This is a genomic window from Rhizobium leguminosarum bv. trifolii WSM2297 (assembly GCF_000271845.1).
On sequence record NZ_JH719393.1, the window covers coordinates 1,572,147 to 1,595,931 of the forward strand.

Consider the following 23,785-nt stretch of genomic DNA (forward strand, 5'->3'; position numbering starts at 1 on the left):
TGGCTCCCTGAATGGCTATGATCTCTCCTCCCTGCCGAATGAAATCCCGATCCGCCTGCGGTCGGAACTGTTTGCATTTGTGAGAGAGGATATGAGAATCGCAGACGTCGAACGGCGTCAGGGTGGTGTACTGACCGAAGCTGAGACCGAATCACGGCGCCAAATTGTAAATCTCGGCAAGGTCGCTCAGATCCCAGTTCCCGCCGGACAAGACCGCACACACTTTCTCATCTGGCTTGACGTCTATGCTGCCTGCCAACAGGGCCCCTATTCCGATGGAGGCGGCTGGTTCCGCGATCAGTTTCGCATCCTTGGCGAGGGCACGCATTCCGGCAATGATGTGTTCGTCTTCAACAAGAACAATCTCGTCGACATATTTTTCGATAATCGGGTACGGATTTTGACCCGGAACGCTTAACCTCAAACCATCCGCGATGGTGTTCTTTAACGGAAGCGATGTGCGCTCCTTGTTTCTCCGGCTGTGAAAATACTTCGGTGTCAAGGCAGGCTCCGCCCCGATAACGCGAACCGATGGCTTCGTTTCCTTTATGGCGGTAGCGATTCCGGAGATTAGTCCTCCGCCGCCCACGGGAACGATGACCGTGTTTACGTCGTGCAGGTCTTCGAGGATCTCACACCCGATCGTTCCCTGACCAGCCATTACGACGGGGTCCTCGAAGCCGTGGATGACCGCATAATTTTTTCCTTCAGCGATCTCGTAGACTTTTCTCCATCTAGCAGCATTGTCACCATCAAAAAGAATGACTTCAGCGCCAAGGGCTTCTGTATTGGCGATCTTGATTTTTGGTGTGGTGACCGGCAGCACCAATATCACCCTTACGCCGAGCATCTTGGCTGCGTAAGCAAGCGCCTGGGCGTGGTTCCCCGACGAGGTCGCGATGAACCCGTTTGCGATCTCTTCTCGGGAGAGCGACAGAGCCTTGTTCAGGGCGCCGCGGATCTTGAATGCGCCGGTAATCTGGAGGGTTTCCGGCTTGAGGTAGAGCTGACAACCAGCCGCTTTCTCGATTTTGTCTGCACGCAATAGCGGCGTATGTCTGACGTGCGGCTTTAGCCGTTGCTGAGCTTCACGGATGTCCTGAATGGTGGGATAGTTGCGCATGGTCATCACTCAAAAAATTGAAAGAAAGTGCCGACATTGTTCGCAATGGCGTTGCGATAAATTTTGCTGGCGGTCGTATTGTCTTGTATGGCCATCCCCGTGGAGTCGAAAATCGTGATTTCGTCATCACTTTCCCGTCCCGGCTTCCTCCCCAACAATACCTCGCCGATCTCGCCGTGGATGTCGTCCATGGCAATGATGTTTTTATCCAGCGGGTGCCAGGTCTCGCCCTTTTCCGTGCATTGTGAAAGCGCGTCGACGACGATCTTGGCGTTTCGGAAAAGCTCCGGATCCAGCTCCTGTTTGCCGCGCTGATCCGTGCCGATTGCAACGATGTGCGTACCGGGTTTTACCCACTTCGCTTCCACAAGCGACCCTTTCCCTCGGGTCGTAGTGATCAAGATGTCGGCCCGCGCGACCGCCTCCTTCTTCGAGCTTGCGACGGTGACGGGAATGCCGAATTCGCGCTCGATGTCCTCCTTATATTTGGAGCTTGTTTCGGAGGTGCTGTCCCAGGCGTGGATCTCTTCGATCTTCATGATCTTGTTGATCGCCCGAATTTGCATTCTCGCCTGATTGCCTGTGCCGATCGACGCGATCGTGCGCGCGTTCTTTCTCGCCAGTGCCTTGACGGAGACGGCTCCCGCCGCCCCGGTTCTGAGGCCAGTGATCAAGCTTCCATCCATGATACAAATCAACGCACAGCTCCTGGCATCAAACAGGAGGATGGTTCCCATGCTATTCGGCACGCCATGTTCTGCCGGATTGTTGGTGAACCCTCCGGAATGTGCTTTCATAGAGATGATTTCAGCGGCTTTATGATAGCCAAGCTTGAAGTCGATCTCTCCACGCAACGAGGGGAGATGAATCCCGATATAATCGGGCTGTTCCACTTGGTCGCTGCTGAAGGCCTTATAAGCCTCTTCGACCGCGCCGATGACTTCCGTCATGCCGATAAGCCGTCCGACGTCATTCTTGTTGAGCAGCAGCGTTTTCATGCGTGACCTCTCTATTTCAATTCAGTCGGATGCATCGGCGCATCACGAGCTGGCTTGCACTGATCATATTAGGCCCGCTGTGAGTCTATGGGCCGTATTCGTCGGGCTCCAAGCAGATTGTTTCGTGTTGCATCGCGATTTTGGCAGGGAGTACCGGCAGCGCCTTTCGGAGCTTGGGCGGCATGTTGGAACTATCCAATGCTGACATCGGCGAAGGATTGGGAGTTGATCCAGTCGATCTTACTCGCTGTCGCGTACGATGCCGAATAACGAGTTTTCCATCCTTTCTGCGACGTGAAATCGACGCAAGCCCCCATAGTCCGCAAGTTGCGCTTCCGTTTTCGGCATGGCGCGCTGACCGGCAGTATCTGTCTAGGCGCGCCCGGCCTGCCGACCGCGGATCGCTGTGATCCAGCACTCACAAGAGTAAATCATGTTTCCCTCCAGCATTTTGTGCTGATCTTCCGCAATCTCCGGGCAATTCAGATGCGGGCTGCGGCCTATGATTGGTCATGACTTAAACAACTCCCCGCAAAGCAAGGACGAAGCGCATGACCACTTTCCGCCCGAAATACATCACCTTCGACTGCCATGGCACGCTGATCAACTTTCAGATGGCGGACGCGGCACGCGATCTTTACGGCGAGCGCATGAGTGAGCAGAAAATGCTGCAGTTCATCGCCGACTTCTCTGCGTACCGACTCGATGAAGTCATGGCCGACTGGAAGCCCTATGCGGAGGTGGTCCATAACGCATTGGTGAGGACCTGCAAACGCAACGGCATCCAGTTCAAGGACGAAGACGCGCAGATGGTTTACGAACGCGTCCCCACCTGGGGGCCGCATCCCGACGTTCCGGCCGGTCTTGCCAAGGTGGCCAAGGAAATTCCGCTGGTCATCCTGTCAAACGCGATGAACTCGCAGATCATGTCCAACGTCGAGAGGCTCGGCGCGCCTTTCTACGCTGTCTACACCGCCGAACAGGCTCAGGCTTACAAGCCGCACTTCCGGGCCTTCGAATACATGCTCGATATGCTTGGCTGCGGCCCGGAGGACATACTTCATTGCTCCTCATCGTTCCGTTACGATCTGATGTCCGCACATGACCTCGGGATCAAAAACAAGGTCTGGGTCAATCGCGGTCACGAGCCGGCCAATCCCTATTACGGCTACACCGAGATCGCCGGCATCTCGGAACTGCCCGGCGTTGTCGGGCTTTAAGGAAGCCCGACACATCTGAAAATCTCTCTTCACCGGCCCGACAGCGAACTTGGGTTGACCGGAGGGTAGGGGGCCGAGGGCATTGCAGTGCCGCCGTATTCGGCGGCGCGATCATGGATCCAGGCACGGGCGAGGTAACTTCAAAAGCCGGGGCCCGGACATTCGTGCTGAAGGCGGGGGACAGTGGTTCCAGCGCCTCCAGTAGCAATCGCCAGCCTCAAGGGAGGTTGGCCGCAGCGGACTGGATGCCATCCCGACGATCATTTTCGGATGAGCATGCAGTCCGGCTCTAAACAGTGCGAGGGTCTCAATCGTGAGTGCTTGTAACGATGCGGTTCCAGACGACGGTGCGGGGCATCTCGGCGGCAACCAGTCGGTGGGCGAGCCTTTCACCGAAGCATATTTCAGGGCGGCGGCCGCTGTTATGGCGACTAAGCCGAGCCCCGCCGAGGCGCGGGCGTCCAGTGAGCTGCTATTGCGCCACTACGGTCTGACGGGAACGGTCAAGGTTCTGTCCTCGGAAGTGGAGTGTACCGCGGAGGTCACGCTGTCGAGCGGCGATCGGTTGATCCTCAAAACGTCAGCGCGGCCGGAAGGACGAGACAGTTTCCGCTTCCAGGTTGCGGCCCTTGCAGGGCTGGAAGGCGCCTCCGGTTTCGCAGCCCCTCATCTGGTGCGTACCGGCGGCGGTACGCCGATGTTCGAAGAGGAGGAGATTTGCGGCTATCTGCAGACTCGACTTTCGGGGGTGCCTCTGCACCAGGCGAACGCAACTCCTGATGTCCTTTACCGGGTCGGCCAGGCGCTTGGCAGGCTCAGTTTGGCGCTCGGGGCGCTGAAGCTGCCCGCCATCCACCGCCCGGTACTTTGGCATGTCGGATGCTGGCCGAGGCTAATGGAACTGGAGGAGCATCTGCCTTCACGACCTATGGCAGAATCCGTACGTCTTGCCATGAGCAACTATGTCGAGCTTATCGCGCCGCAACTGCGCGAGGTAGCATGGCAGGTCACGCACAATGACCCCAGTCCTTTCAACACGCTCCTGACCGGTCGGGATATCGCGTTCATCGATTTCGGCGACGGCTGCTGGGGTCCTCGGATTCAGGATCTCGTGGTTGCTGCAAGCCACTTGGTAACCGACCCATCTTCGGCTCTCGGCGGCTCAGAAAATCTCATCGCCGGGTATGCTTCGGTGACTCCGCTTACTACGCTTGAGATAAAACTGCTGGTCGGATTGATAAAGGCGCGCCAAAGCGCCCTCGTCCTCATCAACTACTGGCGAGCCCAGCTGTTTCCGGCCGAGGCAGCATATATCAAGAAAAACGTGGCCAGGGCAGAACGCGGGCTTTCTATCCTATCGGCGTTAAGCCTGGGGGAGGCCGAGACTGTTGTGCGTCGCGCAGGACTTTAGGCCGGCGTTTTGGACGCACTCAAACGTCGCATCACTCGCTCGGCAATCACTCCGGTAAATCGCGACCTTCGTCGCGGATGAAAACCTAAGCAGGATCAAAGCTATGTCCACCGATCTCATGCCCAACCGCTTTACCCCCGGGGGAGCCGCAATTCCCGCCCGAGAATCTGAGCTGATCGCCCGGCGCGACAGCGTGCTGGGAGCCTCCTACAGGCTTCAATACCGCCGGCCGGTTCATTTCGTCCGGGGCGAGGGCATGTGGCTCTTCGATCCGGATGGCCGTCCCTATCTGGATTTTTATAACAACGTGCCCTCTCTCGGCCATTGTCACCCCGAGATCAACGCTGCCATGGCAGAACAAGCCGGCCGAATTAGCGCAAACACGCGCTATCTGGAACCGAGGCTGGTCGACTATGCCGAACGGCTCGTGGCCACTTTTCCCGAGGAACTGAACCGAGTTGTCTTTACTTGCACGGGTAGCGAATCGAACGATCTGGCGCTCAGGATTGCCCGGCTTACCAGCGGCAGCGAGGGCGTGATTGTTTCTTCCCATGCCTATCACGGCACCAGTTCGGCCACGGCAATGGTTTCGCCCAATCTGGGCGATGCCGTCAAGCTTAGCCCTGCCGTGCGCATGGTGTCGCTGCACGGGCCCTCAGGCATAGCTGAGCGGCAGGCTGCGGCATTCTTTGAAGAGCAGGTTCGTGCCGCAATCGTCGATTTGAACCGGCGTGGGATTGGCGTCGCGGCCCTCCTCGTCGACACGATTTTCTCCAGCGACGGCGTCTGGGTTGACCCTCCCGGCTTCATAGCCGGTGGAGTCAAAGCCGTGCGGGAGGCGGGTGGCCTCGTGATTGCTGATGAAGTTCAGCCAGGATTTGGACGGACGGGCACACATATGTGGGGATTTGAGCGTCACGAAGTTGTGCCTGACCTCGTCACTCTCGGTAAGCCTATGGGCAATGGATTTCCGATCGGCGCCGTCGTTGGCCGCAAGGCACCGATGGATCGCTTTGGCGCAACTGCCCGATACTCGAACACCTTCGGCGGCAATACCGTCGGAATCGCGGCCGCCGACGCCGTCCTGACCATTTTGCACAGAGATCGCATCCCCGAGCATGCGCATGCCATGGGTGAACGCCTGAAAATGGGCTTGGAGCATCTAGCCAAGCTGCATGACGGTATCCGCGGCATTCGAAATGCAGGTCTGTTCTTCGGCATCGACATCGGGCTGGATGGAACGGGGGAGGCCAGCCGGCGTGCCATGGCATTGGAGATTGTAAACCTGATGCGTGACGATGGTGTTCTTATCAGCACGACTGGCGCCAACGAGGATACGCTGAAAGTTCGGCCCCCACTGATTTGCCAGGCGGAGCATGTGGATCGGTTCCTCGAAGCCATGGAATGCGCGCTCAGGAAAGCCGTCCCGTAGGTGTAGTCGGCTGCCTCGGCAGCCGAAGAGACTCGCGCCTTTTTCATCAGCGAAAGCTAAGTCCATGAAACTCGATCGGATCGACATCAAGATCCTGCACGTCTTGCAGCAGAATGGCCGAATGACAAATGTGGAGCTGGCGGAGGTGGTCAACCTATCGCCGAGCCCCTGCCTCATGCGCCTCAAGAAGCTGCAGTCGGAGGGCTACATCGAGGGCTATACGGCGCAGATCAATGTCGCCAAGTTGGGGCAGGCACTAACCGTCTTCACCGAGGTGACACTGAAGAACCACCGGCAGACCGATTTTGCACGCTTCCTCGCTGCCATAGAAAAAATCGAGCAACTCATCGAGTGCCATGTGATCTCGGGCGGCTACGACTATCTCTTGAAATTCGTAACCACCGGGATCGGCGAATATCAGGAGATCCTGGAGCGGCTGATCGAGTTGGACGTCGGTATCGACAAGTATTTCAGCTTCGTCGTGCTGAAATCGCCGATCCGCAAGATGCATATGCCGCTAACGAAGCTATTTCAGCCATAGGCTCTGATTCAATCCTCGCCCCTTCTCCGACGGGCGATCCGATCTCTAGAGAGAAGGCGCACCGCCATGAAATTCTTGTCCTACTGGCACGACGCTGCCCCGTCTTTTGCCGGGGCCGCGGAGGGGCTAGTCGATGGCCACCACGACATCGCAGTCGTCGGTGGCGGGTTCACCGGTCTCGCTGCCGCCCGCCAGCTCGCAAAGGCGGGCGCCAAAGTCGTCGTGCTGGAGGCGGAGACGGTGGGCTCGGGCGCCTCCGGCCGCAATGGTGGTCACTTGAACAATGGGCTTGCGCATAGCTATCTGGCGGCAAAGGCTGAGCTCGGCAAGGAGCGGGCGATCTCGCTTTACCAGGCGCTCGATGACTCGATCGACACGATCGAGCGTTTGATCGGAGAGGAGGGGATCGAGTGCAGCTTCCGTCGCTCCGGTAAGCTGAAGCTCGCCTCGAAACCACAGCACTTCCAGGCGATCGCCCGCAACTTCGAAGCCGTGCACGCCGAGGTCGATCCCGACACGGCATTGCTGAGCGCAGACGAACTGAAGCAGGAAATCGGCTCGCCGTTTTTCGGCGCGATGCTCTCGAAGAAGAGCGCGATGATGGATATGGGCCGCTATGTCGTCGGCCTCGCCGAGGCAGCCAGGCGTCACGGCGCGACAATCTTCGAGAATGCGGCCGTCACCGAACATCGCCTGGTGGGCTCCCGCCATCATCTGAAGACGGGCCGCGGCAGCGTCACCGCCGATGCGGTGCTTGTTGCCACAGGCGCCTATACGCCTGCGACCTTCGGTTATTTCCGGCGCCGGATCATTGCGGTAGGCAGCTTCATCATTGCCACGCGGCCGCTGACAGAAGCGGAGATCGCGGCGACGATGCCCGGCAACCGCACCTGCGTCACGTCTAAGAATATCGGCAACTATTTCCGGCTCTCGCCCGACAACAGGCTGATCTTCGGCGGCCGTGCCCGCTTCTCGGCAACCTCCGACCATCGCTCGGACGCTAAAGTCGGAGCGATCCTGAAGGCAAGCCTCGCAGAGATCTTCCCGCAGCTCGCCAATGTCGAGATCGATTATTGCTGGGGGGGCCTCGTCGACATAACCAAGGACCGGTTCCCGCGCGCAGGCTGTCATGACGGCGTCTGGTACGCGATGGGCTATTCTGGCCATGGCGCCCAGCTTTCGACCCATCTGGGAATGGTGATCGCCGACACGATCCTCGGCCGGCCGGACCGAAACCCGATGAAGGGGCTCGAATGGCCGGCCGTCCCGGGGCACTTCGGAACGCCTTGGTTCCTGCCGCTGGTCGGCATGTATTACAAGATGCTGGACAGCGTCGGTTAGGAACTTCTTGTCGGAAATACCGGGCCTTCCAGCACGATCAGAGCGCGCCTACCTCGACTCTGGAGCCGTCAAAGAAGCGCGACAGGCGGAAGGGCGTGGGATCAACGCAAGGCTTATCGTTAGCAACCAGGTCAGCGGCTAGGCGACCGATGCCAGGGCCGATGCCGAAGCCATGGCCGGAGCCGCCAGCGGCCAAATAGAGGCCTTTCACATGATCGCACGCCGAAATGACCGGTACCGCGTCCGGTGTGCAATCTACATAAGCGCCCCAACTATCGGCGATCTCGATGCCCTTAAGCGCCGGGAACTGCTCGGTGACGCCCTTTAGAATAGCCGCGATCGTCCGGCGGCTCGGTCTTGGGTCGAGAACACGGATCCGCTCGAAAGGCGAAAGCGCATCCTTGTTCCACCTGGCCAGCGCTTCCGGTCCATGGAACATGGATCTGCCCATGCCGATCTGGACCGCTTTCAGTCGCTTCAGAAACATCGGCATGAACCAGCGCGCGTAGCGGACGCCTTGTGGCGTTATATCCAGCGTCGCTCTGCCGCTGACGGCAAGCGTGTAACTGCCATCCAACCTTCGGGTCAGCGAGCACTCCGGCGTATAGATCGCTTCGCCGAGATTGGTCGTGGGTCGCGTACGAATTGCGGTCTGGCGCACGCTTGCCTGCGGGAATTGAACGCCGTACTGGCGGCAGAACAAGGATGTCCACGCACCGCCGGCGTTCAGAACGGCCTGCGACCTGATAATCCCTTTTTCCGTGATCACCCCGGCAACCGCACCGTTGACGATATCAAGGCCTCGTGCGGCACATTCCTGGTGGATCGTTGCTCCGAATTTGCGGGCGCCGTTCGCGATTGTTGGCGCGGCAATGGCCGGCTCGCCTTTGCCATCATCGATCGAATGGACCCCGCCCAGCCACCGGCGGCCGTGCGCCGGGATTTTGTCATGCGCTTCCCGGGCGCTTAACATCTTCGTATTGACGTTGAATTGCCGGGCAACATCAAGCCATTGCTCCCATTCCGCCAGCTGCTGGGGATTATCTGTCGCATAGAACAGACCGCATCGGCGGAAGCCGACGTCGTCGTCGATTTTGGCGGCGATCTGGTCCCACAGCTGCATGGAGATTCCCGAGAGCGGCAGCTCGCGCGCATCCCGGTTCTGTCGGCGGCACCAACCCCAGTTTCGGCTGGACTGCTCACCGCCGACATAGCCCTTTTCCACCAAAGCAACGGAGAGCCCCCGCTCTGCGAGTGAAAACGCCGCCGACGCGCCGACAATGCCGCCGCCGATGACGACGACGTCCGCCTTAGCGGGAAGCTCTTGATCGCTCTGTATGGGCTTGAGGAGTGGTGACATCGAGCCTGACCTGAATTGATTAGTCGGAATTGTTTTCCGCCCGTTGGGCCGAAGGATTTTTTTCGAGTACGGCGATCGCGTCGACTTCAACGAGATAACCGTAGTGGAGTTCGGGCACCGGAACGACGGTTCGCGCCGGACGCGCATCCCCTAGCCGTCCTGCATAGACTTGGTTGAAGCGGGGCCAATTGCTCACGCCGACGATATAGGCCGTTACCCTGACGAGATCGGCTGGGGTTCCGCCTGCGGCTTTCAGAACCGCCAGCATGTTGTCGATGGCCTGGCCCGCCTGCGACTCGAAACTGTCGTCAGCAAGCGGCTCACCAGCCGGCCGGATAGGGAGCTGCCCGGAAATATAGAGATGCTGACCCGCCAGCTTTGCCTGCACATAGTGACCTGCAGGGCTGGGCGCGCGACTGGTATTTACGGTTATGAAGTTGGACATCACCAGCCTCCGAAGCGTTGCCAGCGAGCCTCGACGGCATGCGAGCGACCGCGGACCACATGATAGGCTTCGTGCTGAGCAGCGGTCGCACATGCATGGTTTGGCAGGATCCGCACCCGGTCTCCGACCGCCAGATCAGGCAGGCGCGCGTCCGACCCGGGCCTCACGGCGATAATTCCATGCTCCTGGTTCGCATCGGCAACGATGATGTCACGATAGGCATTGCCGTCGATGTCACAGACGAGCCCATAGCCCTGATCGACGGTTTGCTTGCTGGTGCCACGGTCCCGCGACAGCGACATCCACCCGCCATCGGTTATGATCCAGCCCTTCTCGCGCTGGTGTCCGATAACTGTCGCGAGCACGCTGAGGGCGATGTCGTCGACCTGGCAAATTCCGATCCCTGCCATCACCAGATCGAAGAACACGAACACGCCGGCGCGGACTTCGGTCACCCCCGTTAGATCCTTCGCATGATGGGCCGTTGGCGTCGAACCGACGCTGACGACTGGGCACGCCAGGCTCGCACTGCGAAGAAGCTGCGCAGCTTCCACAACGGCCAATCGCTCCGCTTCCGCATAGCGCTGCTGCGCCTCGACGCCCCCACCCTTGTAGCTGTCGCCGGCATGGGTCAAAACACCACGCAGCTCGGCACCGGCCGCCAAGATCTGGCCGATCTCCAGCAACTCCGTGTGATTAGCAGGCACAACACCCGAACGGTGGCCATCGCAATCGATCTCGATCAAGGCTGGGATCCGCATTGCGGCGTTTCGGGATGCCTCGGCAACCGCCTGCGCCTGCTCGACGGTATCCAGTACCACCACGAGATCGATGCCCATGGCGCGCAGTTCGACGACACGTGCGAGCTTTGCCGGGGCGATGCCGACCGCATAGATCATGTCGCGAACACCATTGGCCGCAAACTGCTCGGCTTCCTTCAGCGTAGAGACCGTCGCCGGCCCCTCGGGGGCACTCATGACCCGCCGCGCCGCGTCAATCGACTTCGCGGTCTTCAGATGCGGTCGTAGCGACACGCCCAGGCCATCCAGCCGTTTCCTGAGCCGCGTGATATTCCGGTCCATCCGGTCGGCGTCCAAAACGAGACAGGGCGTTTCCAGCGTCGCAAGAGTGGTCGTTGCTGCCAAGCGAGTGGAGGGGTTGAACGTCGTTAGATCCATCTGTCTGGTCTCCAATTCGAAATTCACCTTGTCTCTAAATCGTAAAGTTAGCAATTAATGTCCGGTGAAGGTTAGATTCAGTTTGAGCTTAATGCTGACAGCGCAATATCACCCACATCAGCCTGAATCCGCTCGAGCACGTCGATCTCCTTCTCGATCTCCAATCGCAAATCGGAACTGCCGGAAAACGCGCCGTTGAAAGCTGCTGTTCCGATGGTAAACCCTGCCGCGCCGGATCGCACGACGGCCGCCATCCTTTGAACGCTGTCGATCGATCCGGCAACCACCACAGGCTTGTCAACGGACCCGCACACGCGCGTCATCAACTCTTCAACATCGCCATCGAAGCGATAAGCAAGCAGATCAAGACCGCTCACGCCGTCGATCGCCGTCAATTGACGGGCACTCTCCACGATCGTCTCGATCGTTCCTTCGAGCTTGCTTGGATGACCGACGATCTTGCCGGGGAAGGGGTAGTAGCCGATGTTCCTGTTTTCTATAAGCGGCAAAACGACGTGCGGTCGGGTTCCACCCATCAAGATGTCAACGCCAAGGTCGACCGCGGCCTGCGCGGATCGTCGCTCGCTCTCCTCATCGAGGCTGACTACTTCGAGGTAAAGCGTGGCACCCGCCGTCTTGATTGCTGAAGCAAGGCTCAATAGTTTATCGAAGGGCAGGCCAATATCCTTGAACCCCACATGACAGATGCCGGCGGCAAGCACGTCCTTGAGGCGCTCAGCCGCATCGGCCACGGTGCGGTCCTGGTTAGTCAGCATGAATATGAAGTCCGGAGAAGTCTGGGGCATCGAAAGCGCTCCTAGATTGCGTTGAGACGCAGTGCCTGATCGAATGCGTAGCGAAGAGAGGAATGGTCGGCCGTACCGTGGCCCGCGATGTCGAATGCGGTTCCGTGATCGACGCTGGTACGGATGAAGGGCAAGCCGATGGTGACGTTGACGCCGTTGTCGATGCCGAGATACTTGACCGGAATGAGGCCCTGGTCGTGATACTGCGCGACGACAATATCGAACTCACCCTTGCGGGCCCGCATGAAAATCGTATCTCCGGGCCAGGGGCCCGAAGCGTTTATTCCATGCTCCTGAGCTCGGCCGATCGCCGGCGCGATAATGTCGAGATCTTCGCGTCCGAACATGCCGTTTTCACCGGCATGGGGATTGAGGCCGGCGACGGCAATGCGGGGCGAAGCAATGCCATAAGCTTTGCCCGCCCGGTGCGCCAATTCGATCGTTCTGAGCACGGAATCCTGCGTCACGAGGTCGATCGCGTCGCGCAACGAGACGTGGATCGTGACCAGGATCACACGCAGCTCGTCGTTTGCCAGCATCATCGCGAACTTGTCGGTTCCCGACCGTTCTGCAAGAATTTCAGTGTGGCCGGGATAATTGAGCCCGCCCTTTTTCATCGCTTCCTTGTTGATCGGGGCGGTAACGATTGCTCCGATGTTGCCTGCCAGCGCTTCGTCGATCGCTCTCACGACATAATTGTAGCTGGCGCGCCCGGCGCGAGCGTCCACCCGACCGATCGGCAAATCGTCCGGCAGATCCGAGACGTTGAGAACGGCTATGAGTTTCGCGTCTGGGACCGCGTCATCGACCGACGCGATGGGCTGCACCTGGAGAGGAAGACCGAGGGCACGGACGGTGCGTTCCATCACCTTGGCGTCACCGATCACCACCGCTTGCTCCGGCAGTCCGTCCGCGAAAACGCGTGCGATGATTTCCGGACCGATCCCACAGGGATCGCCCATCGTTATTCCAACAGGCTTCTTCATTTCTTATCTCCTAGCCAGAGGCCCCGAAGCAGATCGGCTGATCTCAGAAGGATATTGGACGAGCCAAAGCCGCCCGCCTTTGTGATGATGTGAAGGGGGTACGATCCCGTCGTGCGGCCGACCGGAATCCCGGGCTCGATCTCGCCGAGAAGATCCACAGAACCGATCCCAAGTTCGGTCAAGACGGATTCGGCGGTGTCCCCACCAGTCAGGAAAAGTCCGGTTACCGGGCAACGCTCCATAACCGCGCGGACAGCCTGGCCAAGTGCGATTGCGATGCACCGAGGATCGGCAGACGTGCCTCCGTCAGACGTGGTCAGAATAACATCTCCGCTGGATCCGGATTGGTTATATTGCGCAACGGCGCTTTCTGCCGCGAGAACGGGAGAGCGAGACGCCTCCTCGGCGTCGACGATGATCTGCCGGACGTTGCCGGGGCTCATCAGCCTCAGGCATTGCTCACGGCTCAGAGGGTTGACGCTACCGATGACAAAGAGATTGAGAGACCCCGCGGCAGTCGGTGATGCGGTCACATCGGCGTGGCCGACATGATCCGCCAGCGCGATCGCTAGACCCGGAGATCCGCACCAAAGGATGGATTTCGGATCCGCCGCCGATTTCACCAGTCGGGCCAGGTCGTCCTGCATTGTTGCATCGGCGATCAACACTTTCCTGTCATCGGCGCCAACTTCGCCAGACTTCAATGCTCGAACTTCGGCAAGCCCAAGATGACGGATTTCCGCCTCCGAGATATCCCGAAACAGAGCGCGAAGACGCGAGTCCGTTATGGGGTGGAGCGGGTCCTTTGCAAACTCGGTTTCCTCCAACGGCACACCACGAAGAAGCTGGCGCCCTCCTTCAGTGGTTCGTCCACCTGCGGGGAAAGCAGGAGCGAGGATGGCAATATCCCGACCGGAAGCCCCGAGTGCGGCAATTACTTCGGCCGCAACGTGGCCGCGAATGGTGGAATCCACCGTATTGTAAAGAATATCTGCGGAGGCCAGGCTTTTTGCCGCCTGCGTCGCCCGATCGACAGCGTCCTCAACGGATGCGGCGCGACTTGCCTTGTTGACAGAGATGATCGCGACGTTTTCAGGCGTCGATCGCCGGTAGTCGGTAAAGACAAGGCATCTGTGCCCCATGCTCACGAATGGCCCGGCGCCATCCGTGGCACTCGTCAAATCATCGGCTAGGATTCCTACCTTCAAAATCGCCGTCCTGTCGGTTTGAAATGTTACGACGAGGATATTAGCGCTATTGCTTTTGCCGAAAAAACGATCAATTCTGACAGAAACCTGTCACTTTACCTCACAGATATGGCCGCACGATTTCCTTCTTTATCCGCACTGAGAGCATTTGAATCGGCAGCACGCCATTTGAATTTCGGACGTGCGGGCGATGAATTGTATGTCACGCACAGTGCCGTCAGCAAACAAATCCGCTTGCTTGAGGAAGATCTGGGCGTGACCCTCTTTGAACGAAGAAACCGGGCCGTTTTCCTGACCGACGCGGGGCGGCGCCTGCTTGTTACGATGAGCGAGGTGTTCCGCCAGATCAGCGATTGTTGCGACCAAATAAAAGGGGGTGGCTCGGCGCCTCTGGTGCTTTCATGTGAACCGACATTCACGCAGCGCTGGCTGATCCCGCGTCTTCCGCAATTTAACGCGCTTCATCCGGACATTGAGGTTCATGTGTTGGCCGCTGGTGGCCCTGTGAGCTTCGAGAGGAGCCATATTGATCTGGCGCTCAGGAGAAGCGACTTTAGCTGGTCGCCGGAATTGTTTATGGAAACGGTGGTAGAAGAACGTGTCGGCCCCGTATGCGCGCCACGCCTGTTGGCTTCAGGCAGCGATATTCTCTCCTTGCCTCGCATCCATTCGGCCACACGTCGAGATGCGTGGACGCGGTTCGTCTCGGACAACGAGATCGCAGATCCAAATCCGCCCGGCAGCCAGGTATTCGAACATTTCTATCTGAGCATCGAGGCTGCAATCGCTGGGTTAGGTGCTGCGATCGGTCCAGAGCCATTGGTAGCCGATGCTGTGGGAAGCGGGCAACTTGTGGCGCCGCGGGGATTCTCCGGCAATGGCTACAGCTACATCCTGTTGAGCCGTCTTCCCTTCGAAGGCGATGCCAGAAAACGAAATTTCCTCTCCTGGCTTCGACGGCAGTTTGGTCCCTGAAGCGCCTAGCCTTGGTCAGCACCTTGGGGCTGGTGCTCCGCTAGTGAGACAATGGGCTAGTGGAGGACATGACGGACATCGCAGCCGAAACCGCGGCATTAGGTAGCAAAAACCACGAGACCTGAAACGGCACCCCGACTACCCGGTTCCGGTGAAAACGCAGCCTCGAATGAGTGTAGCGTACGAGTTGAAGCAGAAGCGAGCGGCCTTGATTGACAGGCTGCAGCAGCTTGAAAGGGAGCGGGTCGACATTCAGGAATTGGTGAGAGCGCTGGAGCGCGTGATCCTGAGCTATGAGCCAGACTTCCAGGCATCGTCACAGCCTGGGTCAGGTCGGGGTGATCGGCCTCGTAAGGCAAAGCCGTCGTCGTCCCAGGTAAAGGCGGCCATGAATGGCATAAACAAGCGCCAAGCCGTCTTGGAGGTCCTGCGCGAAGCAGGAGAACCGATCTCGGTGGCCGCGCTCCAGCTCTCGCGCGAGATCGGCGTCCAACAGCCAACACCGAAGCGTGGGGGCGGAGGGCAATGGCGGCAATAGCGATGGCGTTGAAGGTCATGTTCAGGCTCCAAGTCGACGGCAGGCACAGCGGATCGGCGGACAAAAACGACCGCGGAAAGATCAGAGCTGTATTCGTATCATCCTGAACCTGACCCAGGTCTTACACGGTCTTTCCGCAAGAGGCGATCAGAGGAGGTCTAAATGGTTAATTGCCGAAGGTCGACAGCCGGGTCTCAAAGGGAATAGGCTTGCCCTGCTGCCTGAGGAAAAATCGACAATCTGGAGAAGGTTTGGAGAGCCCGTAGCGCCCAGAACTTGACAAAGGGATCGCCACTAAGGTAATCACAGTTAAGGTAATCACGATTAAGGTAATTATATTTACAAGAAGGCAGCATATGCAGTTTCTCGGGCGCGAACGTGAACTCAAGCTGGTGCGGACCGAATTGGATTCCCAACGACCTTCCCTCATCATCGTATTTGGCCGACGGCGGATCGGCAAATCGCGGTTCCTTCGGGAGGCTGCCAAGAATCGCCCGGAAATCTACTTTCAGGCGACCCGCGTCTCATCACTTTTGAACCTGGAGCAGTTCAAATCGGATGTCGGAAAGGCAATCGGATCAAAGCCACAGCTCGAAGCGCTGTCAAGCTGGGAGGGGGTACTGCACTATGTTGCCGAGCGTGCCGGCGAGCATCCTGGATTGATCGTCACGATCGACGAATTTCCCTATCTGCTTGATAACGAGCCAGCACTGCCATCGATCGTGCAGAAATTCTGGGATTCCGGCGCGCTTGCAGATGGGGCGATGAAACTGATCCTTTGCGGCTCTGCCATTTCTCAAATGGAAGACCTGTTGGCGGAGCGGAACCCGCTTTACGGGCGAAAAACCCTGTCGCTCAACATGAAGGCCTTGCCCCTTGTCGATGTCGCCAAGTTTTTCCCGGAGTACACGGCCGACGACATTATCAGAACCTATGCTATTTTCGGCGGCATTCCCTACTATCTTCAGCTTTGCGACGCTCAGGAACCGCTCCGCAACAACGTCATCAAACTCTTGCTCGAAGAGACAGGCACGCTGATCGATGAACCGAACACGCTGCTGCAGACCGAACTCAGAGAGCCGTCCTTTTACTCAAGCGTGGTTGCGGCTGTATCTGACGGTTGCAACACTAAGTCAGAGATCGCAAACCGACTGGGTGTCAAAGCAGACGGTATTGGACCGTACCTGGCAAAACTGCTCGCGCTTGATTTGATCGATAATTCGAAATCGCTGGATGCCGACGAAAAGGGCCGAAACCGCCGCTATCGCGTTGCAGACAGCCTGATGTCGTTCTGGCATCGTTTCGTGCGACCAAACCTGAGCGCGATCAGCAGCGGGTTTGGCGAGGAGGTTTACGACCGCGTCGTGGAGCCTCGGTTCTCCGAATATATGGGGATTGCGTTCGAACCGATCGCCCTTCAATTTGCAAGGCTTCATCTGCAGGAGGTCCTTGCGGTTCCGACGCAGGAGGTTGGCCAGATTTGGGGTCACGCCGATTTCGACATAGATGTCGCGGGGCGATTGTTGGATGGTGCATTTTTCTATGGCGAATGCAAATGGCGATCGCGCGTGATCGACCTTGGCCACGTCCGATTGTTGCGTGAGCGATCCGAGAAAACGACTTACGGGGAAGGAGCGACGGGCAAGCACTACCTGTTTTTCAGTAGAAGTGGTTTTTCAAGCGATGTCGAGAGTTTGACGAAAGAAGACGAGCGGCTGCATCTGATAACCCCAGAAACACTGGTAAAACCGCGTCGGTAGAGGCGACAAAGTGGGCGCATTGCCACTCCTAACGCGCCGCCTGACGCATGTGGCACTTGCTCCATAACGCCGGTAATTTCTGTAGTAATTCAGATGCCTAAGCTGCTTTTGGTGGTCTTTGCTACCTAATGCCGCGAAACCGTCGCAGTGGACAATGCGACAAACGATTCGATACCAATTGGTCGGGCGAAATTCAGATGCTGGGGCCTAGTATGTTGGCTCTGGCTTCAATGATGTGGTCGTACATATTTCGCTCAGCCTCTCTGCTATCACGATCTTTGATTGCGTCGAGAATTGCCTGATGGCTCACGATATACGCCGTCATGCGCTCAGAGGTTAGCGACTGTTCTTTCATCTTCCCCCAAAGGTTTCCCGCCCGTACTGCATGAATACCTTCATAGAGAGAGGCAAGAAGACCGTTACGCGCTGCCTGGACGACGATGCGATGAAAGACGGCGTCCCATTTCTCGAACTCGCCCATAGATTCCGACGCGCTGCCTCGAGCGATTGATTTCTGCATTTCTTCGACTTCCTGCCTGGTCGCGCGCAACGCCGCCAACGCAGCGATCTTGGGTTCTATGATCAGCCGAGCCTCAAAGACTTCCGCCGGATAGGTGCGCAATGTATCTCCTTCGTAGGTTGCCGGCCGGCGAAGGGCACTCGAGCTCACGCCGCTACCGGCGATAAAAGTGCCTCTGCCGACGTGCCTGATAAGGCGGCCTTCCTTCTCCAACGAACTGAGCATCCTTCTGAGAGCGGTACGCGGCAGCCCGAGTTTCAGCGCCAGGTCACGCTCGGGGGGCAGGCGATCGCCTGGTTCCAGACCTTCCGCCTCAATGAAGTCTTTCAACACCACGCTCATATGACCTCCAATAAATATTTTGCGAAACCAATTTGATCTATATTGACACCAATGGCAAGACCAATCTTATATTAATCGCAGAACCAACGCCGATTGGTTGCGAATGGTGCTTAGAGCTTGTGACAGGCTGTGCACTGCTCGAAGAGACTATGCGGCAGCGTGCATAGATCGGCGACAAAATTTCAAACGAGAAGCTGCGTAGACAAGGGAGATGGAGCGATGGCCGTTACGACTGAGGCTGTTACAGCAGGCGACGCACCGCTTTCGGTGCGTGCCCTGACAGTCGACCTGCCGAAAGGCATGGAGCGGGCTCATGCCGTCGAAAACGTCTCTTTCGACCTCAAGCGTGGTCAGATTCTTTGCATTATCGGCGAGTCCGGCTCGGGCAAGTCGGTTACGGCAAACACCATCATGGGTCTCTTGCCCAAGATTATTCCGGTCTCGTCGGGTGCGATCAATCTCGATGGAACGAGCATCGTCGGCGCGCCGGCAAAAAAGCTGCGCCAGCTGCGCGGCCGCGTCGTGTCCATGATCTTTCAGGATCCGCTTTCGGCGCTCAACCCGCTGATGACGGTCGGCGAACAGGTTACTGAAGTCATGGTGGCCCATGGAGTGGGCACCAAGGCCTTGCGGCGTGACCGCGCCCTTGAATTGCTAACCGAAGTGGGCCTTCCCGATCCGGAACTGATGTACCATCAATATCCGTTCCGGCTTTCCGGTGGTCAGCGCCAGCGCGTCATGATCGCGATGGCGCTGGCCCTTGAGCCGACCGTTCTGATCGCGGACGAACCAACGACAGCCCTCGACGTAACCACGCAGGCCCAGATCCTGAAGCTTATCCGTGACATTCAGCAGCGCAAGGACATGAGCGTCATGTTCATCACCCACGACTTCGGTGTCGTGGCGGAAATTGCCGACAGCGTCGTGGTTATGGAGAAAGGGCGGATTGTCGAGCAGGGCACCGCCGATCAGGTTCTCAACTCCCCCAGCCACCCCTACACCAAGCGCCTGATCGCGGCCGTTCCCCGCCTCACGGGAGAAGACAGAAAGCTCAAGGCGCAGACGAACGACGAGACGATCCTCACTGTCAATGGATTGTGCAAGACCTACCGTAGCGGCAGCGCCCTGTTCGGCAGCCAGCGTGTCGTGCCTGCGGTGCAGGATGCCTCATTCACCCTGGCTGCGGGCCGCACTCTTGGCATTGTCGGCGAAAGTGGCTCCGGAAAATCGTCGTTGGGGCGGCTCCTGATCAAACTTCAGGACAGCGACAGCGGTCAGATCCTGTTTGAGGGCAGGGACATCGTCCAGCTCTCGGAATCCGAGTTCCGGCCGCTCCGCCCTCGAATTCAGATGATCTTTCAGGATCCCTTTGCCTCGCTCAATCCGCGCGCCACTATCGGTCAAATACTGACCGTCGGGCCCGTCGCACATGGTATGCCCTACACCCAGGCGCGCGAAGAGGCCCGGGCGTTGCTTTCCCATGTCGGTCTCGATGCCGGCGCCTTCGGCCGCTATCCGCACGAATTCTCGGGTGGTCAGCGACAGCGCATCGGCATCGCCCGGGCTCTGATGTTCAAGCCCAAGTTGCTGATTGCCGACGAAGCAGTCTCCGCGCTTGACGTGTCGATCCAGGCCCAGATCCTCAAGCTGCTTGATCAAATCCAGCGCGAGACGGGCGTATCAATGGTCTTCATCACCCATGACCTTCGTGTCGCCAGTCAGATCTGCGACGAAATTGCAGTGATGCAGAAGGGCCGGGTCGTCGAGCGCGGCCCGCCGTCTCAGATCTTCCTGAAACCGCAATCGGCCTACACGCGTGAACTTGTGGCTGCAATTCCGGGAGAACGACGGAGAGACAGATGAAAAGGTCAATGAGCTCCTGGCAGTAGCTTCCTAATGAGCAAAAGAGAGGGAATAAAATGACAAAAGAACCTACGACCAAAACGAACTATTCTCGGCGCGACGCACTGCGCCTGATGGCAGCAGGCGGTATTGCATGCTTCGCTGCCCCCAACCTGATCGGCAAGCCTGACATTGCCTGGGCAGCGGACAAGAAACCTGCCGGTCGCGTCGTGGTAGGGCTTTCGCAGGAGCCGACCGTCTTCAATCCGCTCATGGCACATATCGAAACGGACGATGCGGTCCACTTCTCGCTCTTCGACGCCCTCTTTCGCATAGATCCGGGCGGCGTGCTCCAGCCCAATCTTGCGCTAGAAGTGCCCACGCAGAAGAACGGTGGCATCTCGGGAGATGGCCTGAACTGGCGTGTTCGCCTGCGTGATGATGTTCGCTGGCATGACGGCAAGCCGTTTACGGCTGAGGACGTGAAGTTCACGCTTGAACTGATCACCAATCCGAAATTCCGAGCCTGGCGCACAGGCGGCCATTCGCTGGTGCGCGACCTCACGGTGGTTTCGCCAACTGAAATCACCTGGCGGATGGAGCAGGTCTTCGCTCCTTATCTCTCGTTTCTCACCGAGACCTTCATAGTACCAAAGCACCTTTTCGAGAATGAGGCCGATCCGAATGCAGCAGCCTTCAATCAGGCACCCGTTGGCACCGGTGCCTTCAAGTGGACCCAGCGTGTTGCCGGCGACCATCTCGAACTGGCAGCGAACCCCGATTATTTTGGGGACGGCCCTTATGTCGAACAAGTCATCTTCAAATACATTCCGGACCAGACGGTGCTCTACACCCAATTCAAGAGCGGCGACATCGACCTTACAGACCAGGCGTACATCACACCAGACCACTACGATGAAGCCAGCAAGTTGCCTGCCCGTGTGGTGAGCCTGGTGCCCGGTGCCTCCGTCGAATCGCTCTATCTCAATCTTGAGCGGCCGCAGTTCAAGGAACTTGCGGTGCGCCAGGCACTCTATGCCGCAATGGACAGAAAGGCGATCATCGACGCCCTTTATTTCGGCGTGGTGACAACGACGGAAACTTTCATGCCGAAGGAGTCGTATTATTTCAATCCGAACCTTCCGGCGCAGGAATTCAATCTCGACGCCGCACGCAAGCTCCTCGACGACGCCGGCTGGGTACCGGGATCGGATGGGATCCGTGAGAAGAATGGAGTGAAGCTGGCGTTCAACAATTCGACGACATCGGGCAATAATCTCCGCGAGCAGGTGCAGCAGTTCCTGCAGCAGACATTCGCGGAAATCGGCGTCCAGATGACCATCTCGAATTTGCCGGCCGCAGTCATGTTCGGCGAATTCTGGTTGAAGTCACAGTTCGATACGGCAATCTCGGGCGTTACGCATCTCATCGCCGCGGACCCCGACGCCACCAACCGTCTTGCGAGCAGCGCGATCGCCGCGAAGGGTGGAAAGGGATCGAACGTCGGCCAGTATTCCAATCCGGAAGTGGATGCGCTGCTCAAGAAGGGTGCCCAGACCTTCGATCCGGAAGCACGTCGTGAAATCTATTTCCGTATTCAGGAAATCGTGCGTCAGGACCTTCCCTTCCTTCCGCTGTTTGCCGCCACCTATGTGGTTGGCACGAAGGAAGGTCTTGAAGGTTGGCAACCGAACACAAACACGCGCACGGCATCATGGCATGCTGCCGGTTGGCACTGGAAGAGCTGAGTTAACCTAACGTCGCCGCCGCGCGTCGTGGCGGCGGCCTCTCTATTGACGCTATCACAGGGAGAGCTGAATGCGTAGCTTCCTACTAAACCGGTTCGCTCAGAGCCTAGTACTGCTCCTGATCGTTTCCGTCATTGGCTTCGTGGTGCTCAACCTGATTCCCGGCGGCCCTCTGGCACAATTTGGGCTCGATGCGAGCATGACGCAGGATGACTTGAACCGATTGGCGGAACAGTTGGGCCTGAACCGTCCATTGTGGATGCAGTATCTGGATTGGGCCTGGCGCCTTTTGAAAGGAGACTGGGGCCACTCCTTCCGCGACGGGGCGCCAGTTCTCGAGGTGATTGGACGGCACCTTATCGCAACTCTGTTGCTGATGGGATCGTCCACGGTTATCGCGATCGCCATCGGAACGTGGATCGGTGTTCGCGGCGCCATAAAGCGTTATTCGATCTTCGACTATATGGCGACGGTTGGTGCGATGGTGGCCCTTTCGATCCCGACTTTCTGGTTCGGCCTGATCGGCATCTACGTCTTCTCGCTCAGACTTGGCTGGCTCCCAGCCGGCAACATGTACACGATCGGCGACGAGTCCTTTCTGAACTATCTCCACCATCTTATTCTGCCCAGCGTCGTGCTCGCCCTGGTGCATGTGGCCATCTGGAGCCGCTACATGCGAACGGCTACTCTCGACGTTATCAATCAAGAGTTCGTCAAGACAGCGCGCGCCAAAGGACTGAGTGAACGCCGGATCCTGTTCAAACATGTCATCGGCAATGCGCTTCTGCCGATGATCACACTCCTTGGGATGCAGCTTCCCAGCGTCCTGACGGGTGCTTTGGTCACCGAGACGGTGTTCACCTGGCCGGGGATGGGGCGCCTGTTCCTCGACAGCCTGGGCTACAGCGACTACCCGGTGGTGATGGGATTGCTCATGTTCTCAGCGATCCTTGTCGTGGTGAGCAACCTGGCCGCCGACATCGTTGTCGCCATCATCGATCCACGTATTCGTCTGAGTTAAGCGCCATGAACGCTCATCAGGAGTCAGCCATCATGACTGCCATTACCGCAAATTCACCCCGGGAACGCTGGTGGAACAGCCGAACCGCGCGCCGTTTCGTAAAGCACCATCTGGCCCTCATCGGCATGGTGATGATCGTCATCCTGACGCTGGCATGTGTGTTGGGACCCCACCTGTTGCGGTACGATTCGCTTTATATCGATCTGCGCGCCCGCTTCGCTCCGCCGTTTACCGGCCAGCACTATCTGGGCACCGACCCGCTGGGGCGAGACCTGGCTGCCCGGTTGTTCATGGCGGGCCGCATTTCGCTCCTGGTCGGCTTCTCGGCGATGCTGTTGTCGACGTTGATCGGAACCGTTGTCGGTGTGGTGGCGGGATATAGGGGTGGCCTGATCGGCACGGTGCTGATGCGTGCCGTGGATGGTTTCCTTTCCTTCCCGTCCATCTTCCTCGTGCTTGCTCTTGCCGCTGCGCTGAAGCCAAGCCCGATCATGATTACGGTCGTCATCGCTGCTACCAGTTGGATGGAAGTTGCCCGCATCGTCGAGGCCGAGGTCCGCTCCCTGCGCGAGCGTGAATTCGTACTGGCAGGCCGCATGCTGGGACTGAGCGCAACGCATATCATGTTCCGCGAGATCCTTCCCAATGCCATAGGTCCGATCATCGTCGCTGCCACCCTGACTGTCGCCCGGGCGATCCTGATGGAAGCTTATATCAGCTTCCTCGGCTATGGAATTCAGCCGCCGTTGCCCAGTTGGGGCAATATGCTGAACGGCGCACAGCAATATCTTGGGACGGCACCGTGGCTCGCGATCATTCCCGGCGCCGCCATAACGATCGCCGTAACCAGCTTCAACTTCATCGGCGACGGACTACGCGATGCGTTCGATGTTCGCGGCGACCACAGCTAAGAGAACCATCATCTCGGGCGGCGCCAAAAGGCGATGACGTTCGCGGAAGGCTGGCGGAACAGAGTCGACCTCATCGCCG

At 58.3% G+C, this 23,785-nt stretch carries 20 protein-coding genes; 11 read left to right on the forward strand and 9 right to left on the reverse strand.

Annotated elements, in window-relative coordinates:
* Positions 1–151: 151 nt before the first annotated feature.
* The gene (locus tag RLEG4DRAFT_RS61630) at positions 152–1,129 is read right to left on the reverse strand and encodes a threonine/serine dehydratase (protein ID WP_171898184.1); all 978 of its coding nucleotides are present in this window, start codon (positions 1,127–1,129) and stop codon (positions 152–154) included.
* Entirely contained in the window at positions 1,129–2,121 is a 993-nt protein-coding gene (locus tag RLEG4DRAFT_RS61635; protein ID WP_003576250.1) for an ornithine cyclodeaminase family protein, read from the reverse strand. Before RLEG4DRAFT_RS61635 ends, RLEG4DRAFT_RS61630 begins: the two co-directional genes overlap by 1 nt.
* A 551-nt stretch (positions 2,122–2,672) precedes the next feature.
* Here RLEG4DRAFT_RS61635 and RLEG4DRAFT_RS61640 point away from each other — a divergent pair.
* From RLEG4DRAFT_RS61640 to RLEG4DRAFT_RS61660, 5 genes are all read left to right on the forward strand, one after another.
* On the forward strand, positions 2,673–3,341 hold the full coding sequence (locus tag RLEG4DRAFT_RS61640; protein WP_003576248.1) for a haloacid dehalogenase type II: 669 nt from the start codon (positions 2,673–2,675) through the stop codon (positions 3,339–3,341).
* 313 nt (positions 3,342–3,654) lie between these two features.
* A complete protein-coding gene (locus RLEG4DRAFT_RS61645) occupies positions 3,655–4,752 on the forward strand; it encodes a phosphotransferase enzyme family protein (protein WP_003576246.1) in 1,098 nt (365 codons plus the stop codon).
* Positions 4,753–4,855: 103 nt separating this feature from the next.
* Positions 4,856–6,184 carry an aspartate aminotransferase family protein gene (locus RLEG4DRAFT_RS61650; RefSeq protein ID WP_003576245.1) on the forward strand — a complete coding sequence of 443 codons (1,329 nt, stop codon included), beginning with the start codon at positions 4,856–4,858 and terminating at the stop codon, positions 6,182–6,184.
* A 64-nt stretch (positions 6,185–6,248) separates the two neighbouring features.
* Entirely contained in the window at positions 6,249–6,725 is a 477-nt protein-coding gene (locus RLEG4DRAFT_RS61655; RefSeq protein ID WP_003576243.1) for an Lrp/AsnC family transcriptional regulator, read from the forward strand.
* A 66-nt stretch (positions 6,726–6,791) separates the two neighbouring features.
* Complete coding sequence (locus RLEG4DRAFT_RS61660; protein ID WP_003576241.1) at positions 6,792–8,066, forward strand: NAD(P)/FAD-dependent oxidoreductase; 1,275 nt, start codon at positions 6,792–6,794, stop codon at positions 8,064–8,066.
* Positions 8,067–8,103: 37 nt separating this feature from the next.
* Here RLEG4DRAFT_RS61660 and RLEG4DRAFT_RS61665 read toward each other — a convergent pair whose 3' ends face one another.
* The 6 genes from RLEG4DRAFT_RS61665 to RLEG4DRAFT_RS61690 all read right to left on the reverse strand — a co-directional run bounded on the left by RLEG4DRAFT_RS61665 (position 8,104) and on the right by RLEG4DRAFT_RS61690 (position 14,049).
* On the reverse strand, positions 8,104–9,426 hold the full coding sequence (locus RLEG4DRAFT_RS61665; protein WP_003576239.1) for an NAD(P)/FAD-dependent oxidoreductase: 1,323 nt from the start codon (positions 9,424–9,426) through the stop codon (positions 8,104–8,106).
* A gap of 19 nt (positions 9,427–9,445) precedes the next feature.
* Positions 9,446–9,871, reverse strand: a complete 426-nt coding sequence (locus RLEG4DRAFT_RS61670) for a RidA family protein (RefSeq protein ID WP_003576238.1) — start codon at positions 9,869–9,871, stop codon at positions 9,446–9,448.
* Positions 9,871–11,049 carry a DSD1 family PLP-dependent enzyme gene (locus RLEG4DRAFT_RS61675; protein ID WP_003576236.1) on the reverse strand — a complete coding sequence of 393 codons (1,179 nt, stop codon included), beginning with the start codon at positions 11,047–11,049 and terminating at the stop codon, positions 9,871–9,873. Before RLEG4DRAFT_RS61675 ends, RLEG4DRAFT_RS61670 begins: the two co-directional genes overlap by 1 nt.
* Before the next feature lie 77 nt (positions 11,050–11,126).
* Positions 11,127–11,855, reverse strand: coding sequence for a hypothetical protein (locus RLEG4DRAFT_RS61680; RefSeq protein ID WP_003576234.1), 729 nt, complete (start codon positions 11,853–11,855; stop codon positions 11,127–11,129).
* Positions 11,856–11,866: 11 nt separating this feature from the next.
* The gene (pdxA, locus tag RLEG4DRAFT_RS61685) at positions 11,867–12,841 is read right to left on the reverse strand and encodes a 4-hydroxythreonine-4-phosphate dehydrogenase PdxA (RefSeq protein WP_003576232.1); all 975 of its coding nucleotides are present in this window, start codon (positions 12,839–12,841) and stop codon (positions 11,867–11,869) included.
* Positions 12,838–14,049 carry a four-carbon acid sugar kinase family protein gene (locus RLEG4DRAFT_RS61690; RefSeq protein WP_003576230.1) on the reverse strand — a complete coding sequence of 404 codons (1,212 nt, stop codon included), beginning with the start codon at positions 14,047–14,049 and terminating at the stop codon, positions 12,838–12,840. Before RLEG4DRAFT_RS61690 ends, pdxA begins: the two co-directional genes overlap by 4 nt.
* A gap of 18 nt (positions 14,050–14,067) precedes the next feature.
* On the opposite strand from RLEG4DRAFT_RS61690, the gene RLEG4DRAFT_RS61695 reads away from it, so the two are divergent.
* Positions 14,068–15,024, forward strand: coding sequence for a LysR substrate-binding domain-containing protein (locus tag RLEG4DRAFT_RS61695; protein WP_245277934.1), 957 nt, complete (start codon positions 14,068–14,070; stop codon positions 15,022–15,024).
* 894 nt (positions 15,025–15,918) lie between these two features.
* Entirely contained in the window at positions 15,919–17,322 is a 1,404-nt protein-coding gene (locus RLEG4DRAFT_RS61700) for an ATP-binding protein (protein ID WP_003576226.1), read from the forward strand.
* Between the two features lie 193 nt (positions 17,323–17,515).
* Here the strand turns inward: RLEG4DRAFT_RS61700 and RLEG4DRAFT_RS61705 are convergent, their stop codons facing one another.
* On the reverse strand, positions 17,516–18,184 hold the full coding sequence (locus RLEG4DRAFT_RS61705; RefSeq protein ID WP_003576223.1) for a FadR/GntR family transcriptional regulator: 669 nt from the start codon (positions 18,182–18,184) through the stop codon (positions 17,516–17,518).
* Positions 18,185–18,403: 219 nt separating this feature from the next.
* Between RLEG4DRAFT_RS61705 and RLEG4DRAFT_RS61710 the strand changes: the two genes are divergently transcribed.
* From RLEG4DRAFT_RS61710 to RLEG4DRAFT_RS61725, 4 genes are all read left to right on the forward strand, one after another.
* Entirely contained in the window at positions 18,404–20,047 is a 1,644-nt protein-coding gene (locus tag RLEG4DRAFT_RS61710) for an ABC transporter ATP-binding protein (RefSeq protein ID WP_003576221.1), read from the forward strand.
* A gap of 56 nt (positions 20,048–20,103) precedes the next feature.
* Complete coding sequence (locus tag RLEG4DRAFT_RS61715) at positions 20,104–21,774, forward strand: peptide ABC transporter substrate-binding protein (RefSeq protein ID WP_003576220.1); 1,671 nt, start codon at positions 20,104–20,106, stop codon at positions 21,772–21,774.
* A 70-nt stretch (positions 21,775–21,844) separates the two neighbouring features.
* Positions 21,845–22,795 (forward strand): ABC transporter permease, encoded by a 951-nt coding sequence (locus tag RLEG4DRAFT_RS61720; RefSeq protein WP_003576218.1) that lies wholly within the window; start codon positions 21,845–21,847, stop codon positions 22,793–22,795.
* 32 nt (positions 22,796–22,827) lie between these two features.
* Positions 22,828–23,706 (forward strand): ABC transporter permease, encoded by an 879-nt coding sequence (locus tag RLEG4DRAFT_RS61725; RefSeq protein WP_003576216.1) that lies wholly within the window; start codon positions 22,828–22,830, stop codon positions 23,704–23,706.
* The last annotated feature ends 79 nt before the right edge of the window (positions 23,707–23,785 follow it).